This window comes from Rhodococcus sp. 05-2254-5, from assembly GCF_002258575.1.
In the GTDB taxonomy this organism is placed as follows: Bacteria; Actinomycetota; Actinomycetes; order Mycobacteriales; family Mycobacteriaceae; genus Rhodococcoides; species Rhodococcoides fascians.
This window is the reverse complement of record NZ_NOZG01000023.1, coordinates 1-14,644: the sequence shown is the minus strand read 5'-3', so window position 1 is coordinate 14,644 and position 14,644 is coordinate 1. Positions and strand designations below refer to the sequence as shown.

The 14,644-nt window shown below is 61.8% G+C and carries 14 protein-coding genes; 4 read left to right on the top strand and 10 right to left on the bottom strand.

Annotated features, from left to right (window positions below; translation table 11 throughout):
- Nucleotides 1–45: 45 nt before the first annotated feature.
- From CH278_RS14725 to CH278_RS14695, 7 genes are all read right to left on the bottom strand, one after another.
- Entirely contained in the window at nt 46–1,482 is a 1,437-nt protein-coding gene (locus tag CH278_RS14725; RefSeq protein WP_256991785.1) for a sugar porter family MFS transporter, read from the bottom strand.
- A 444-nt stretch (nt 1,483–1,926) separates the two neighbouring features.
- Nucleotides 1,927–2,454 carry a cupin domain-containing protein gene (locus CH278_RS14720; protein WP_094622245.1) on the bottom strand — a complete coding sequence of 176 codons (528 nt, stop codon included), beginning with the start codon at nt 2,452–2,454 and terminating at the stop codon, nt 1,927–1,929.
- Nucleotides 2,454–2,876, bottom strand: coding sequence for a nuclear transport factor 2 family protein (locus CH278_RS14715; protein WP_094622244.1), 423 nt, complete (start codon nt 2,874–2,876; stop codon nt 2,454–2,456). The genes CH278_RS14720 and CH278_RS14715 overlap by 1 nt, the downstream gene beginning before the upstream one ends.
- A gap of 45 nt (nt 2,877–2,921) precedes the next feature.
- Nucleotides 2,922–3,917: a ketopantoate reductase family protein gene (locus tag CH278_RS14710; protein WP_094622243.1), complete on the bottom strand. Its 996-nt coding sequence runs from the start codon at nt 3,915–3,917 to the stop codon at nt 2,922–2,924.
- Between the two features lie 17 nt (nt 3,918–3,934).
- Nucleotides 3,935–4,726, bottom strand: coding sequence for an HpcH/HpaI aldolase family protein (locus CH278_RS14705; protein WP_037183747.1), 792 nt, complete (start codon nt 4,724–4,726; stop codon nt 3,935–3,937).
- 32 nt (nt 4,727–4,758) lie between these two features.
- Complete coding sequence (locus CH278_RS14700; RefSeq protein WP_094622242.1) at nt 4,759–6,213, bottom strand: aldehyde dehydrogenase family protein; 1,455 nt, start codon at nt 6,211–6,213, stop codon at nt 4,759–4,761.
- Between the two features lie 39 nt (nt 6,214–6,252).
- Nucleotides 6,253–7,074, bottom strand: a complete 822-nt coding sequence (locus CH278_RS14695) for an SDR family NAD(P)-dependent oxidoreductase (protein WP_094622241.1) — start codon at nt 7,072–7,074, stop codon at nt 6,253–6,255.
- Nucleotides 7,075–7,222: 148 nt separating this feature from the next.
- Between CH278_RS14695 and CH278_RS14690 the strand changes: the two genes are divergently transcribed.
- Both CH278_RS14690 and CH278_RS14685 read left to right on the top strand, forming a co-directional pair.
- Entirely contained in the window at nt 7,223–8,062 is an 840-nt protein-coding gene (locus CH278_RS14690) for a hypothetical protein (protein WP_037185304.1), read from the top strand.
- A gap of 122 nt (nt 8,063–8,184) precedes the next feature.
- Nucleotides 8,185–9,675 carry an NAD-dependent succinate-semialdehyde dehydrogenase gene (locus tag CH278_RS14685; protein WP_094622240.1) on the top strand — a complete coding sequence of 497 codons (1,491 nt, stop codon included), beginning with the start codon at nt 8,185–8,187 and terminating at the stop codon, nt 9,673–9,675.
- A gap of 91 nt (nt 9,676–9,766) precedes the next feature.
- Here the strand turns inward: CH278_RS14685 and CH278_RS14680 are convergent, their stop codons facing one another.
- Together CH278_RS14680 and CH278_RS14675 are read right to left on the bottom strand one after the other, a co-directional pair.
- On the bottom strand, nt 9,767–10,813 hold the full coding sequence (locus CH278_RS14680) for an NAD(P)-dependent alcohol dehydrogenase (protein ID WP_094622239.1): 1,047 nt from the start codon (nt 10,811–10,813) through the stop codon (nt 9,767–9,769).
- 97 nt (nt 10,814–10,910) lie between these two features.
- On the bottom strand, nt 10,911–11,573 hold the full coding sequence (locus CH278_RS14675; protein WP_094622238.1) for an SDR family NAD(P)-dependent oxidoreductase: 663 nt from the start codon (nt 11,571–11,573) through the stop codon (nt 10,911–10,913).
- A gap of 219 nt (nt 11,574–11,792) precedes the next feature.
- Here CH278_RS14675 and CH278_RS14670 point away from each other — a divergent pair, with 219 nt between their 5' ends.
- On the top strand, nt 11,793–12,977 hold the full coding sequence (locus CH278_RS14670) for an MFS transporter (RefSeq protein ID WP_179274373.1): 1,185 nt from the start codon (nt 11,793–11,795) through the stop codon (nt 12,975–12,977).
- A 199-nt stretch (nt 12,978–13,176) separates the two neighbouring features.
- Nucleotides 13,177–13,941 (top strand): serine hydrolase, encoded by a 765-nt coding sequence (locus CH278_RS14665; RefSeq protein ID WP_179274372.1) that lies wholly within the window; start codon nt 13,177–13,179, stop codon nt 13,939–13,941.
- Between the two features lie 146 nt (nt 13,942–14,087).
- On the opposite strand, the gene CH278_RS14660 is transcribed toward CH278_RS14665, so the two are convergent.
- A complete protein-coding gene (locus CH278_RS14660) occupies nt 14,088–14,474 on the bottom strand; it encodes a winged helix-turn-helix transcriptional regulator (RefSeq protein ID WP_179274371.1) in 387 nt (128 codons plus the stop codon).
- Nucleotides 14,475–14,644 lie beyond the last annotated feature (170 nt).

Sequence of the window (14,644 nt, the reverse complement as noted above, 5' to 3'; positions counted from 1 at the left end):
ATCGCCTTCTGTTGGGTGAGTGAGAAAGGTCTGCTGTGCGTCAGGCTACGAACTTGCTGCAGATGCGGTGCCGCGGGCTCGCATCTCGACTTCCACTTCTTCGAGGGTGCGCCCCTTGGTCTCGGGAATGAACCGAAACGCAAACAGTGCGGCGAGCACGTTCAGCACCATGAATCCGCCGAACACCACCACGGACCCGAACCGCTCCGCGAGAATTGGGAAGAGGAACGAAATGAGCGAGTTCGCAATCCAGAGCCCGCCCAGAGAGGCGCCCATGGCAAATCCGCGGATTGGTAGGGGGAACAGTTCGGACAGCACCAGGAAGCCTGTCGTTCCGAGGAAGGTCACCATGAAGCCGGTGACCGACAGCATGAACAGCAGGATCAGGTACGAACGCACGGTGGTTTCGGGCAACATGTACGTAATCAGGAGACCGAAGTGCGACACCGCGACACCGACGAAGCCGAACAGCATCATCTTGCGCCGTCCCATAATGCCGAGAATCCACATTCCGATGATCGTGAAGAGGATCATCGCAATTCCCACTGTGACGGACGCGAGCAGAGCGGCGGATCTGGTCAGGCCGGACGTTTCGAGAACCGTCGGTGCATAATACATCACGACGTTGATCCCTGTGGTCTGCTGAGCAACCGCCAGAACGATGCCGACCATGATCAAGCGTTTCATCCACGGTTCGTTGCGAAGCACGGCCAGGACCGACACTTTGCCCTGGACTTGGTCGTCTTCCACAATCGCGGAAATCTGCTTGTACTCGGCTTCGACCCGGTCTGCCATATGGGCACGTCGGAGCACGTTCTTGGCTTCGTCCCATCTCTGCTTGCTCGCATACCAACGAGGGGTGTCGGGTAGCGCGAGCATACCGAAGAACAAGGCGACGGCAGGAATCGCGGCAATGCCGATCATGTAGCGCCACACCACTGAGCTGTCGACCAGGTTCGCCAGCAACGCGTTGAGTACGAAGGCCAAGAACAGCCCGACGGTGATCATCAACTGATTCATCGTGACAATGCGGCCTCGCTGCGATGCCGGCGCCATCTCGGCGAGATAAAGCGGGACGACCACGGATGCGACTCCGACGGCGTAGCCCAAGGCAATTCGTCCTGCGACCAGAATTGCGACCGTCGGAGCGAGAGCGCAGACGATGGTGCTGACAATGAAGATGAAGCCAGCGATGACCAATGACTTTCTGCGTCCCAAGCGGTCTGCGATCGGACCGCCCAAGAGTGCACCTGCTGTCGCGCCGGGAAACAGCAGCGAGGTGACCACCAACCCTTCGCTGACGGCGGTGAGGTTGAAGTCGTCGCGTAAGTACACGAGTGCACCCGCGATCACACCAGTGTCGAGACCGAACAGCAACCCGCCGATACTGGCGATCAGTGTCAGCCGGAACAGAAACGTTCTGGGGTCTTCGCGACTACCTTGATCGGTCGCGACCCGCGTGGAGTCCAACTTGTCGGACACAGAGATTCTCCTTCGTGATGAACGGGCTGTGCCGCGGAAGTTCGCATGTATCGGTCGATGCCCGGTCTTGCGGTCGGTCTTCGGCAACAGTGTGGGTGCAGCCGTGGTTGTCACGGCAGCGGCAAGTCCTGCGGTCAAACGCGGGGCGCGGGCCCCAGGGACGGGCGGTAGCGGCCGCGCTGCTCGATGGCCTACGCGTCGTTGGAGTGTTGACACTTGCTGCATTTGCGCGCAGTGACGGCCCTCACATTGTTAAAGATATCCTGCCATGTGGGAAATAGTCAACAGTTGATGCGATCTGTTCGGCACCGTCGCCATGCGGAAGGTGAAGGAGCAGGAACTCGGGTGCCGAGTGTCGACCCCGGATTCAATTGCTTCGGTCACGTTGACGTACAAAAGATTCCGGCCCCGCTCAGCGGAACCGGAATCTCGAGTCGGTATGAGTCAGCGAGTCGCGGCGATGTGCACAGCGGAGACCACGCAGAATTCGTTGGTCCGATTTCGCCACGCATGCTTGGTTCCACGTTGAATGATGGTGTCTCCCGGCCGCATGACCGTCTCGCCGGTGTCGAGGATGACGCACGCCTCACCCGAGATGACGGTGACGATGTCGATGGTGTCCGTCGTGTGCATGCCTGGAGGATCCGACGAGTCGACCGCGTCGCCTGCGCCGGACTCCGCCAGGATTCGCGCATAGCCGCCTTCGTAATCCCACTCGTTGTCTGGGGCGAAAGCGGTGATGACGTAGTTGTAGCCCGCCGGCGGGGGCGGAATCACTGCGGCACTCGGAGGGCCGTTCGGAGCCGTGACCGGAGTCGGAACTTCGGTTCCCTGCCACAGGTGATTCCGGGTGTAGCCGTCGGCCACAAGGCGGTCTGTCGTTGGACCGTCACTCGTGATAGCTGATCGGCCTTTGTCGTCGAGGCCGGTGACGATGAGACGAGACTGAAACTCGCGGTGTTCTCCGGTCATCAGTGAACCTTCCGTCCGCTGTCGAATGTCGCCGATTCGCGCAGCAGTGCTTCGTCTACAGGTGCATTGTCAACGTAGATTTTCTGATCCACGAACTTCCCGTCGACGATGGTGATCTTCGAGGCGGCTTTGATTTCGACGATCTCGCCGCCGCGCAACGTCCAACGGCCGAGAGACTCGAAGAAGACGACACCGCCGTCCTCTTCCCAGACGTCGACGAGATCGTGTGCGAGTGATTCCACCCTGTCCAGCGCGGTGCTGAAGGCCGAGATGACCTTCTCCCGCCCGACGATCTCTGGGCTGTTGCCGAACGTCAGAGTCATATTTTCTGCGTAGTACTTTGCGAATTGTCGAGGATCGTTGTTCTGCATGGCCGTGTAGTACTCGGTGAGCAGAGTGATCGTGTCGGACGTTGCGCGCATAGGTGCGATCTCCGTAATTGACAGTGGTGGGTGTGGGTCGGCGGTTCACGCCGAGTCGCGATAGAGGCCAGCAGCACGTGCTCGTTGAATGACCAGTTCGATAACGAAAGACAACGTCGGTGTCGGTACGTCAGCCAGTGCGGCCAGCTCGAGAGGGACTCGAAACAGAGCGTCGATCTCCATCGGCCGGCCGGCCTGTAGATCCTGAACGACGCTCTGCAGATGAGTCGATGCCGATTGCTTACGTAGAACGTCTCCGGGATCGGCCGGTTCGCATCCCAGCGCTCGTGCGATGGCACCGTTTTCTGTCACCATCGTCAACGCGGTCGCTGCCACAGGTGGTTTGTCGAGAACGTCCTTCATGACGGAGCTGCTCAGCACGCCCAGCGCGCCACCGATCAGGTTCATCGACAGTTTTGCCCAGACGGCGTCGCGGATCGTCGAGGTGGTTGTTGCTTCGAGCCCGCTCGAGTCGAAGAGCGACGCAACGGCCTCCAAGCGACTGTCGACTCGACCGTCAGGCCTGCCGAGTATCAGCCTGTTGCGTGGATTGATGGCAGCGATTTCGCCTGGTGCGACGACGGTTCCCGCGGTGTACGCAACGGCACCCACCGACCGGTCGGGACCGATGAGCGAGAACAGGGAAAGATCGGGATCGAGTCGTCGTAAATCGGTACCGTCCAGAGGTCCACCGTGGGAGTGGAAGTACCACCATGGAATTCCGTTCGAGACGAACACGACGAGGCTGTCGTCGTGCAGCAGCGACGCGATGTCCGCGGCGATGGACGGCAGCGTGGGGGCCTTGACCGTGACGAAGACGATGTCCTGTGGCTCGAGATCGCCCGGTCTATCGGTGGCGGACGGGTGTGAGTGCAACTCCCCATCGTGGGTTCGCACCCGGAGGCCGCGTTCGCGTACCGCTGCGAGATGTGGGCCGCGCGCGATGACCGAGACCTCAGGTCCGCCCCCGCCTGCAGCAAGGCGGCCTGCGAGGTGTCCGCCGACGGCTCCGGCTCCGTAAATACATACTTTCGTGGGCATGTGACTGCTTTCCCGCGTCAGGAGAACTGCTGACGCTTCTGTGCGGCGGCACCGGCAAGGAACGAAATATCGTTGCCGGTCGAGACGTAGCCGGCACCCATGTCCAGGTACTGACGGATCAAGTCCGGACGACCGCCCATTCCGCCGATTCCCACAGTCTTTCCACCGGCCTTGCATGCCGCGATGACTCGCAGGTACGCCTCATGAATTTTCGGATGATCCACCTGCCCGGCGACACCCAGTTCGACGCTCAGATCGTTGGCTCCCACAAGCACCACGTCGACACCGTCGACCGCCGCGATGTCCTCGGCTGCGTCCAGACCGGCCTGAGATTCGATCATGACGATGACCATCGACGCTTGGTCCAGCTCGCGTACGACTTGCTCGGCCGGCAGTGTTCGATAATGCAATTGGGGGGCAGCCCCGGCAAGGGAGCGCTCGCCGAGCGGGGCATGCTTGACCGCTCGAACAGCGGCCCGCGCCTCGTCGGCGGACGCAACACCCGGAACGACGATTCCCATTGCGCCGGAGTCCATCACGCGTGCTATAAGCGCCGGATCGAGGTCAGGAACGCGAACCAAAGGCGTGACACCCAGATGATTGCAGGCCATACATATCTGGCCTGCGTCCTGCAGTGAGAAGCTGCTGTGTTCGAGGTCGATGTAGACAGTGTCGAATCCCGCGGTATGCGCGATCGAGGCGATGTCGATCGTCCGTACGAGGCGGACCGTCATCGAGTAAACGGGTTCGCCTCGGGAAAGCTTCTCTTTCGCGAAATTGTGAAGAAGGACTGGGGTTTCGTCGCTCATGTGCTGTGGTCTCCTGTGTGATCTGGGTGTGTTCAGCCGAACAGGGCAGGCAAGTCGCTCGCCTCGTCCTCGAACCCGTAGACGGACTTGACTTCCAAATATTCTTCGAGGCCGAGCCTGCCCATCGAGCGGCCGATTCCGGATTGCTTGTAGCCACCCATCGGTGTGTGGGAGTCCGTTGCTGCGCCGTTCACGCTGATGCGCCCGGCGCGAATTCGGTTCGCCACTTTTCTGGCGTTCGCGAGGTCGCCGCCGAACACGTAGCCGCCGAGGCCGTACGGGGAGTCATTCGCGATGTTGACCGCTTCGTCTTCGTCGCGGTACGAAAGAACGGCCAGAACAGGTCCGAATACCTCCTCGCGGGCGATCGTCATCTTCGGTGTGACTCCGGTGAACACTGTTGGCTGCACGAAGTACCCGCGGTCGAGGCCCCTCGGCCGATCAGCGCCACCCGTTTCGAGAACAGCACCCTCGTCGATGGCGGTCCGAATCAGATTCTGGATCGATGTGAGCTGGCCGGCGCTGACGACAGGTCCCATCGTGGTCGAACTCTCCAGTGGATCGCCGATTCGGAATCGCCGCGCCTCATCGAGAAGGAAAGGGACCACCTTTTCGATCTGACTCTCGTGCACCAGCATTCGGCTGGGCGCGTGGCAGGATTGTCCGGTGTTGAGGAAGCACCTCTGAATGTTCCATCGCGCGGCCTTCTCGAGGTCAGCATCCGGAAGGACGATGTTCGCAGACTTGCCACCCAGTTCGAGGCATACCCGCTTGACGGTGCTCGTTGCCGCGGCTGCTCCCACGAGCTTGCCGGCACCGGTGGATCCGGTGAATGAGATCATGTCGACGTCGGGGTGACGGGACAACCGGTCACCCACCTCGCGACCGGTGCCACTCACCAGGTTGAATACTCCCGCTGGAACACCGGCCTCGTGGAGTACCTCGGCCAAGAGCACGCCGCTGGCAGCGGATTCGACGCTCGGTTTGGCGACTACGGTGCACCCGGCCGCCAAGGCGTAGATGAGTTTGATGACTCCCGTTTGAACTGGCCAGTTCCACGGTGAGACCAACCCGCACACGCCGATCGGTTCGCGACGAACAATAGCTCCGCCGACCCTCGACTCGAACGGATAGTCGCGCAGGAGGTCGCGGGCAACCCTCATGTGATCGGCCGGTCCGGTGACCTGTGCACGGTTCGCGACCGGAATGCCCACCTCTCGCGCGATGAGCTCGGAGAAGTCGTCCAGACGTGACTCGTAGACGTCGATGATTCGATCCAACAGCGCGATTCGACTCTCGACGGAGCTTTCCGAGAACGTTTCGAACGCACGGCGCGCGGCTGCAACCGCGAGATCTACGTCTGCGACGCCACCAAGGGCAACGGTGGCGAATGCTTCTTCGCGGGTGGGGTCGATCAGTTCGATCGTTTTGGGTGCGATGGGCTCGACCCATCGACCGTCGATATACAGGTGCGGGTATTGCCTCATGGATCGAGCCTTCCTCGGGTGTTTGTCAGGTCGGTCGGACTAGCTGCTGTGTGTGTAGCCCCCGTCGCACGCGATCGTCTGCCCTGTGACGAACGCGGACGCAGGAGTTGCCAGAAAGAACATGATGCCGACGAGATCGGTCGGCACCATTCCGCGTGGAATGCATTGGAGCGACTGGGCGCGCTGGCGCACCTCGGCGGTGGGGTTGATGACTCGTTCGACCTCGGTGGCAACCGACCCCGGCCGAATGCAGTTGACGGTAATTCCGTGCGGGCCGAGCTCGCGCGCCAGCGAATTGGTCATACCGATCAGCGCGGACTTGGAGGTCACGTAGTGCAGGTAGTTCACCGTGCCGCGGGTCACCGCGTCGGAGGAGATGTTGACGATACGACCGAAGCCCGACTTGCGCATGTGGGCCGCTACTGCCCGGACGCACAGATATGTCCCGGTGATGTTGACCCGCAACACGTGTTCCCACTGTTCGACGGGAATTTCGTCGAAGGGCCCCTTCTCGATGGTTGCGAACACGGATGCGTTGTTGATGAGCACGTCGACACGGCCCCACTTGGAGACGACGGTATCGACCATGGCACCCACAGCTTGCTCGTCGGCGACATCTACCTTCACCGCCAAAGCGACGCCGCCTGCACTTTCGATCTCGCCGACAACTGCTTTTGCCCTGCCTTCGTCGAGATCGGCAACAACGGCGAGAGCCCCGGCTGCAGCGAACTGTCGTGCGACCTCACGGCCGATGCCTTGTCCAGCACCGGTCACGATCACCACGCGATCGTTGACGCTGAAGTCGCGCGCCGAAGCGGGGACTCCCGAATCCTGGGGGGCGTGTGTGAGCGCTGTGGTCATGTCGGTCCTTGTCGAAGTCTCGTTGTGTGGTGTCTGGGTCTTCAGCGAAATTGTGATCCGCATCTATTTAATGGTGGACAATATCCCGAACTATGGGATATTGTCAACGAGATTCGGAACGAACGCACAAGCAGCGAAGGAGCAGAACATGCGAGTGAGCAGGGCATCGGAGACCGGCGAGGAAGCCGTCGGCACAATGCGCGAGGGAAAGCTCGAACAGAAGCATCTTCTGTTCGGTGTGGACGGCTCGCCCAACAACTACGATCTGAACACCGGCTACACCGGTAGCGGTGGTTGGAGGACTCCGCGTCACCGACACGACTTCGATCAGATCCGCTACGTCGTCGAGGGCCGTCTGCCGTACTCGGAGACCGACTACCTGGAGCAGGGTTGGGTCGGCTACTTCCCCGAGAGCGTCCATTACGGACCCCAGGAACGTGAGGAAGGCTTGCGCACACTGGTTCTGCAGGCCGGTGGAGCCAGCGGCAACGGCTATCTTTCCGTAGCGCAGCGTGAAGCGACCAATGCCGAGTTGAACAAGAAGGGTGTGTTCAAGAAGGGTCTCTACCACTACACCGACGAAAACGGGGTAGAGCAGACCTTGGACGGTTCACAGGCGATCTTCGAGCACGCCACAGGCCGCAAACTGGAGTTTGCGACTCCGCGCTACACCGACGTGATAGCCATGAATCCAGAGGCATACGACTGGATCCAGCAGGGTGAATCGGGAGTGTGGGACAAGTGGCTCGGCAACTTCACCGAGCGCAACCTCCGCCTCGGGTTCGTCCGCCTCGACGCGGGCGCGACCTACGGGGCCGGACAGTTTTCGTCGATCGAAATTCTGTTCCAGCTCAACGGTAACGTGCTGGTCGGTGGCGAGAAGTACGGTGCCGAAACGGGTTACGAGTTCCTGGCCAACGAGGGGCCCGTGGCCATCGAAGCCGTCGAACCCACAGAGTTCTTTCGCGCAGTGCTGCACACGTTCTGAGCCTGCTGCTGAACGATGGCGTGCCCTTGCCTTGACGTATGCCTACACGCGCCGCGTGCGCAAGAGTTGGACGATCGGCGACTGGTCGACATCCCGTCACCGGAAAGTAGGCTGAGAAAATCATGACTACCCATCTCAGCGACAGCCGTTCGTCTCAACGAGCAAGGGCGACCATCGCCGCAGTCCCTACCGGCGTATTCATCGGTGGGGAGTGGGCAGAAGCAGCATCCGGTGAACGTTTCGAGGTCATCGACCCGGCAAGTGGGCACGTCATAGCAACGGTCGCGGACGGAGGACCCGAGGACGCGCAGCGCGCCATCGTAGCAGCCGGCCGCGTCCAGAAGGACTGGGCGAAGACCTCGCCCCGCGAGCGAAGCGAGCTCCTGCGCCGGGCGTATGAACTGATGTTGCTCGAGCAGGAGGATCTCGCACTCATCATCACCAGCGAGATGGGCAAACCCATTGGGCAGGCGAGGGACGAGGTCGCCTACGCTGCCGAATTCTTCCGATGGTTCTCCGAGGAAGCAGTTCGCGTCGCCGGTGACGTCACGACGACGGGTGACGGAAAGAATCGCATCATTGTCTCTCGTGAACCGGTTGGACCATGTGTTCTCATCACTCCGTGGAACTTTCCGCTCGCGATGGGTACGCGAAAGATCGGGCCGGCCATCGCGGCAGGATGCACTGTGGTCTTCAAACCCGCGAATCTCGCACCGCTCGCGTCCCTCGCCCTCGTGGACATCCTTGTTCGGGTCGGCCTACCCGAAGGTGTCGTCAACGTCGTGTGTACGACCGATGCATCGGCTGTCGTGTCGCCGTGGATGGCCAGTGGAGTTGCCCGCAAGATCAGCTTTACCGGCTCGACGGCTGTCGGTGTCCTACTTCTCGAGCAGGCGTCTCGCCATGTCATGCGGTCGTCGATGGAGCTCGGCGGTAATGCTCCGCTGATCGTGTTCGAGGATGCGAATCTTGATCGAGCCGTCGAAGGCGCGTTCGCGGCCAAGATGCGGAACATGGGCGAGGCGTGCACGGCGGCCAATCGCATTCTGGTGCAACGGTCGGTCGCAGATGAGTTTGCCAGACGGCTCGCAGAGCGGTTGGGTGCGCTCTCGCTCGGTGACGGAATCGACGAAGCTACGGAAGTCGGCCCTCTCGTCGATAAGAAAGCTCTGACGAAGGTCGAAGATCTCGTCAGTGATGCCCTCCGCAGGGGAGCGAAGGTGATCTGCGGCGGCGCGAGGCCGGACCGTCCTGGATACTTTTATCTACCAACGGTTCTCGTCGACGTCCCGGCCGACGCTGACCTCATGTTCGAGGAGATTTTCGGGCCCGTGGCTGCCATAGTGCCGTTCGACTCGGAGGACGAGGCTGTGCGTCTCGCCAACGACACCCCTTGGGGTCTTGCCGCGTATCTGTTCACCCAGGATGTCGATAGAAGCTTTCGCGTCGGGGATGCCCTCGAAGTGGGAATGGTTGGTCTCAACACCGGCATCGTGTCCAACCCTGCCGCGCCGTTCGGCGGTGTCAAGGCCTCTGGATTGGGGCGCGAGGGTGGACGGGTGGGGATCGACGAGTTCCTCGAGTACAAATACATGGCGATACCGCGTACCTGACCGGCACCGGATTACATCCGGTGCCCAGTCGTTGCAATGCCGACGGCACTGAAAACGGCGCCGGCGGTCGGCGTCATAGTCGAGTGAAAACTCAGACCAGGGTGGCGGTATCGATGACGAAGCGGTAGCGGACGTCGGATGCAAGTACCCGCTCCCAGGCGTCGTTGATCTTGTCGGCGGAGATGACCTCGATCTCGGCTCCGAGGTGGTGCTCGGCGCAGAAGTCGAGCATTTCCTGGGTTTCGGCGATCGATCCGATGGCCGATCCTGCGAACGTCCGACGGTAGGGGATGAGTGAGAAGATCTGCAGCGGAAGCGGTTCCGCGGGGGCACCGACGTTGACCATGGCACCGTCTACTGCGAGTAGTGACAGGTGTGCGTTCAGGTCGATCGAGGCACTGACGGTGTTGATGATCAGGTCGAACGTGGACGCAAGCTTGTCGAACGTCTCCGGGTCGCCGGTGGCGTAGTAGTGGTCGGCTCCCAAGCGGAGTCCGTCTTCTTGCTTCTTCAGCGACTGCGAGAGCACGGTGACCTCGGCACCCATGGCGTGGGCGATCTTGACGGCCATGTGGCCGAGTCCGCCCATGCCGACGACGGCGACCTTCTTGCCGGGTCCGGCACCCCAGTGGCGCAGGGGTGAGTAGGTGGTGATGCCGGCGCACAGCAGGGGTGCGGCGGCGTCGAGTTCGATGCCCTCGGGGATCTTGACGACGAAGTGTTCGGTGACGACGACTTGCTGGGAGTAGCCGCCCTGGGTGGTGGTGCCGTCGCGGTCGGTGCTGCCGTAGGTCTGGATGTTGCCGACGAGGCAGTACTGCTCGAGGCCCTTGACGCACTGGGCGCATTTGCCGCAGGAGTTGACCATGCAGCCGACGCCGACGCGATCGCCGACGGCATGTTTGGTGACCTCGGATCCGACCTCGGCAACGATGCCGGCGATTTCGTGTCCGACGACCTGGGGGTAGTTGATCGGTCCCCATTCGCCGCGTGCGGTGTGGATGTCGGAGTGGCAGATGCCGGCGAATTTGATATTGATGCGAACGTCGTGCGGCCCGAGGTCGCGGCGTTCGATGGTGGCGGGGGACAGGGGCTGGTCGGCTGCGGTGGCGGCGTAGGCCTTCACTGAAGTTGTCATGTTTCGATGGAACACCGCGGACGGCAATCGAACCAGTCTCTGAGAAAAGGTGTACTGGCAAGGTACCTCTGTCGACGCTCGACCGCCGGTCCGAAGCTCAATCCAGAGGGGCCACGAAGACGCGGAATTCCTTGCGCTCGGTGTGGATTCCCCACAGCGACTGGGCGAGGGCATCCGGCTCGTGCGATGGCTCACCTGCGCCGATTCCCCGCGGGATGATCAGTTGGCCGACGTGCAGACCCTCGGGTGCAAGGGCATCGTGAAGCAGTTGAGCATAAGCACTTTCCCCGGCGAACGCGATCGAGGTGCCCGCGACGGAGGGCCCGGGCCGAACAGCGCTCGACCCGTTCACGAAGAGGACGGTGCCGCGCCCGAGCGCGCGCATTCCGGGCAGCACGTGCGTCACAGCCGTGACAGGTCCGTAGATGGAGAACTCGACTGGACCGGCAAGATCATCGGCGGTGGTCTCCAGTACAGGCTTCATGAATTCCTTCGCGGGCACGGGGCTGTATTGCAGTACCTCGATCGGGCCCAGTCGTTCGGCCGCTGAATCCAGTGCTGCTGTCAGCGATTTCGCGTCCCGTACATCGGCGGCAAAACCCTGGGCGGTAATTCCTTCGTCGACAAGCCGTCCGGCGATGCGGTCGACGTTGTCCTGGTTCCTGGAAATGAGCGCTACTGCGAGTCCTTCACGCCCGAAACGTCGAGCCACAGCGGAGCCGAGACCTTCACCCGCGCCGATGATTGCGATCGTGGCCATTTCTTCTATCTCCTCGTGTTGGGGCGTTCACCGATTTCCGTCCTTTCCACAGTGGCGTGAAATCGCCCGAGTGGCAAGTTCGGCGCTGGCGGCGACCAGGTCTTTTCCGCCATGAGCGGTTCCCTGTCAGTACACCCCACAGCAGGGACTCCCGCGGTCGCCGCTCGCTCTGTTTACTCGAGAGCATGCCCCTACGACAATCGCCTTTCATCGCCGCCGATGACCGCGCCTGACGATCGAACGCCGCAACCGTTCGCGTTCGCCACCGCAACTGCGGCGCTCGTTGCGGTGTTCGCTGCGTCCGGGGCCCCTATTCCGTTGTACGAGCGATATCGAGCTGCGGCAGGATTGAGCACGCAAGACCTGTCGCTGGCCGCGGTCGCGTACTTCGTCGCCGTCCTGATCGCACTGGTAGTACTGGGCCGCTTGTCCGACCATCTTGGCCGCCGTGTCGTTGCAGTCGCGGCTGTGATCCTCGCCGCGATCGGAAGCCTCATTCTGCTCGATGTGTCCAACCTCGGTACTCTGTTGACTGGCAGAGTCTTTCACGGCCTGGCATGTGGGCTTGCGTCTTCGGCGCTCACCACCTACGTCATCGACACTGCCCCCGACCGCCCGCGCTGGCTTGCTGCCGGCGCAGCCGCGGGTGCGCCGGTCTCGGGGCTCACCATCGGGTCGCTCGGAACCGGAGCTCTCGCTCAGTACGCTCCGGCACCCCTGGCGGCCACCTACGTGATCGATGTCGGCCTGCTCGCTGTGTGTGCTGTGCTGCTCCTGTTCGCTCACGATCCTGTGAACCGACGACAGGGAGCATTGACGTCGCTACGTCCTCGCGTGTCCATTCCCGCTGCGGTTCGACCGTTGTTGCCGGGCGCTGTTGCCGTGTTCGGTGCCACGTGGGCGCTTGGCGGTTTCTACCAAGCCTTCAGCCCGACGATCGCGGCCCGAGACCTGGGGACCACCAACACCCTCGTGGCTGCAGTGGTTTTCGCATCGTTCATGGCCCCGTACGCATTGGGCGGCCCACTCACCGCCCGCCTTACGCCATCCGTGGCGCAGCGCGCGGGCATCGTGGTGTTCGCAGTTGCCGTCGTCGGCATCGCAACAAGTTTGCTTGCCGGATCGACCCTCGGGGTCATTGCTTTCGGCGTAATCGCCGGTGCGGCACAGGGTATGACGTTCACAGGGTCCGTCCGCGCGTTACTGTCAAAAACGGCTGGTGGCGAACGTGCAGGCCTGATGTCGGCGGTTTATCTCTTTTCCTATTGTGGAGCCGCCGCACCGAGTCTTGTCGCCGGCCGTTTGTCCAGCATTGTTGCCCTCCCGCACATCGCATTCGGATATGCGGCGATCGCCGCGGTGTCCGCCGTCGTCACAGTGAGGACTTCTCGTGCAGAGCGCTGAAATACCGCCCCGGCAGATCGCTCGGGCCGTGTCTCGAACTGCAGTCGGCCGTGTTGCTCTGACTGCAGTCGTCGTTCTCGTATTGTCCGTGTCGGCACCGATGCACTGCGTTGCCACCGATTTGGTTACTGCGCCTAGCGTTGTCGAGAGTGCGGAACCACCTGCCGAGACTGCCACCGAAGTGTCAGGGATCGAACCGGTGAGCCTCGAGACGCGGATGCGCGCTGCCACCGAGGTGGGGGCGCTGAACGGTGCGCGAGTGTCTATCACTTTCATGGACCGGGTCAGCGGGATTCGGGCTACCAACGGTAACGAGGAGCCGATCGAGACTGCGTCGGTGTCGAAGCTCTTCATCGCGGCCGATCTGCTGTTCCGTAATGAGCGCGGTGAGGTCGATTTGAGCGGAAGTGACAGAACCCAGATCGACGCTATGCTGCGCTCCTCGGACGATGCCGCGGCCGAGCAACTCTGGAATCGTTTCGGGCGCAACGACATCGTAGGGCGTGTAGCTGCTCGCTACGGGTTGCCCTCCACTTCGGTGCAGCCGGGGGACGAATGGTGGCGAACTCGAACCACGATGAACGATGTGGTGACCTTCTACTCCGCGATGATCGACGGTGCCGGTGGTCTCTCGCGCTCGCGGTCGGTTGCTGTCCTTTCGAATTTGCAGAACTTCACGCGTTTCGGCGCGGACGGCTACTACCAGCGTTTTGGACTTCCCGATGCGTTGCCCGATGAGAACAGCCTCGGTGTCAAGCAGGGGTGGATGTGCTGCGTGGGTGGCGACTGGATTCATTTGTCGACCGGGTTCGTCGGTCCCGACCACCGCTACTTGGTGGCAATCGCCTCTCGCGAGGCCGCGAGCGAATACGGCGGAGGTTCGGTCGGTGCGGACCATGCTCGTCGGACCATGACCGCGATTGCGTCCGAGCTGTTCCCTTCCGGCCGTGTCCATCCCAGTTGACCCCTCAGCTGACCCAGTTCAATCTCGGTCGTCACCCCTCCGAGCTTCGAGGTTTGTCCGGTGCCTCGCTCGATGGCAAGCCGGGACCATTCTTTCAGTGGAAGTCGAAAGCTTGAACGTGGTCAGGGGCCCGGTGCGTCTCCAGTTCAGCTCTTTGGCGTCTCGTCGGTGAGTTCGTCGGTTCCGAGTGGTTCTCGGCAATGGGAACAGACGACCATGGCCTCGAAGGCGTCTCCACAACGAGTGTGAACAAAACGGCGACGCCGGGCATCCGGCGGACTGTAGGCATCGCCCCATGATTTGAGAACCAGCAACACTCGCGCCAGGTCCAGGCCCTTCGTGGTCAGGAAGTAACCGTCGCGGGGCGATCCTTCCCTGTAGGGACGCTTTTCGACGATTTCGTCGTCGGCGAGCTTGCGCAAGCGACTGGCCAGCACGTCTCTCGGCGCTCCCGTATCGGCAATCACATCGGTGAACCGCACCGAGCCGAGTGCAAGGCTGCGAACAACATGGAGAGACCAGCGGTCGCTCACAGCATCGAGTGCGATTGTGAGCGCGTCATTTGGTTGGACTTTCAAACTGATTGCCCCTACATTCGGTCTGGTTATCCAACCAAATTACCTCGAGGGGTGTTGTGTCCGATTCGACTTCTCCAGCTGCGGTGTCCGAAGACCGGCCCGAGCATGCGCGCATGCCCGCCCGC

What these genes read in the sequence shown, in the direction of transcription:
- CH278_RS14675 (WP_094622238.1), bottom strand. Translation starts at nt 11,573, where the DNA reads ATGGCCACGATCGCAATCATCGGCGCGGGTGAAGGTCTCGGCTCCGCT.
- CH278_RS14710 (WP_094622243.1), bottom strand. Translation starts at nt 3,917, where the DNA reads ATGCCCACGAAAGTATGTATTTACGGAGCCGGAGCCGTCGGCGGACAC.
- CH278_RS14720 (WP_094622245.1), bottom strand. Translation starts at nt 2,454, where the DNA reads ATGACCGGAGAACACCGCGAGTTTCAGTCTCGTCTCATCGTCACCGGC.
- CH278_RS14680 (WP_094622239.1), bottom strand. Translation starts at nt 10,813, where the DNA reads ATGACAACTTCAGTGAAGGCCTACGCCGCCACCGCAGCCGACCAGCCC.
- CH278_RS14685 (WP_094622240.1), top strand. Translation starts at nt 8,185, where the DNA reads ATGACTACCCATCTCAGCGACAGCCGTTCGTCTCAACGAGCAAGGGCG.
- CH278_RS14690 (WP_037185304.1), top strand. Translation starts at nt 7,223, where the DNA reads ATGCGAGTGAGCAGGGCATCGGAGACCGGCGAGGAAGCCGTCGGCACA.
- CH278_RS14695 (WP_094622241.1), bottom strand. Translation starts at nt 7,074, where the DNA reads ATGACCACAGCGCTCACACACGCCCCCCAGGATTCGGGAGTCCCCGCT.
- CH278_RS14700 (WP_094622242.1), bottom strand. Translation starts at nt 6,213, where the DNA reads ATGAGGCAATACCCGCACCTGTATATCGACGGTCGATGGGTCGAGCCC.
- CH278_RS14715 (WP_094622244.1), bottom strand. Translation starts at nt 2,876, where the DNA reads ATGCGCGCAACGTCCGACACGATCACTCTGCTCACCGAGTACTACACG.
- CH278_RS14705 (WP_037183747.1), bottom strand. Translation starts at nt 4,726, where the DNA reads ATGAGCGACGAAACCCCAGTCCTTCTTCACAATTTCGCGAAAGAGAAG.
- CH278_RS14670 (WP_179274373.1), top strand. Translation starts at nt 11,793, where the DNA reads ATGACCGCGCCTGACGATCGAACGCCGCAACCGTTCGCGTTCGCCACC.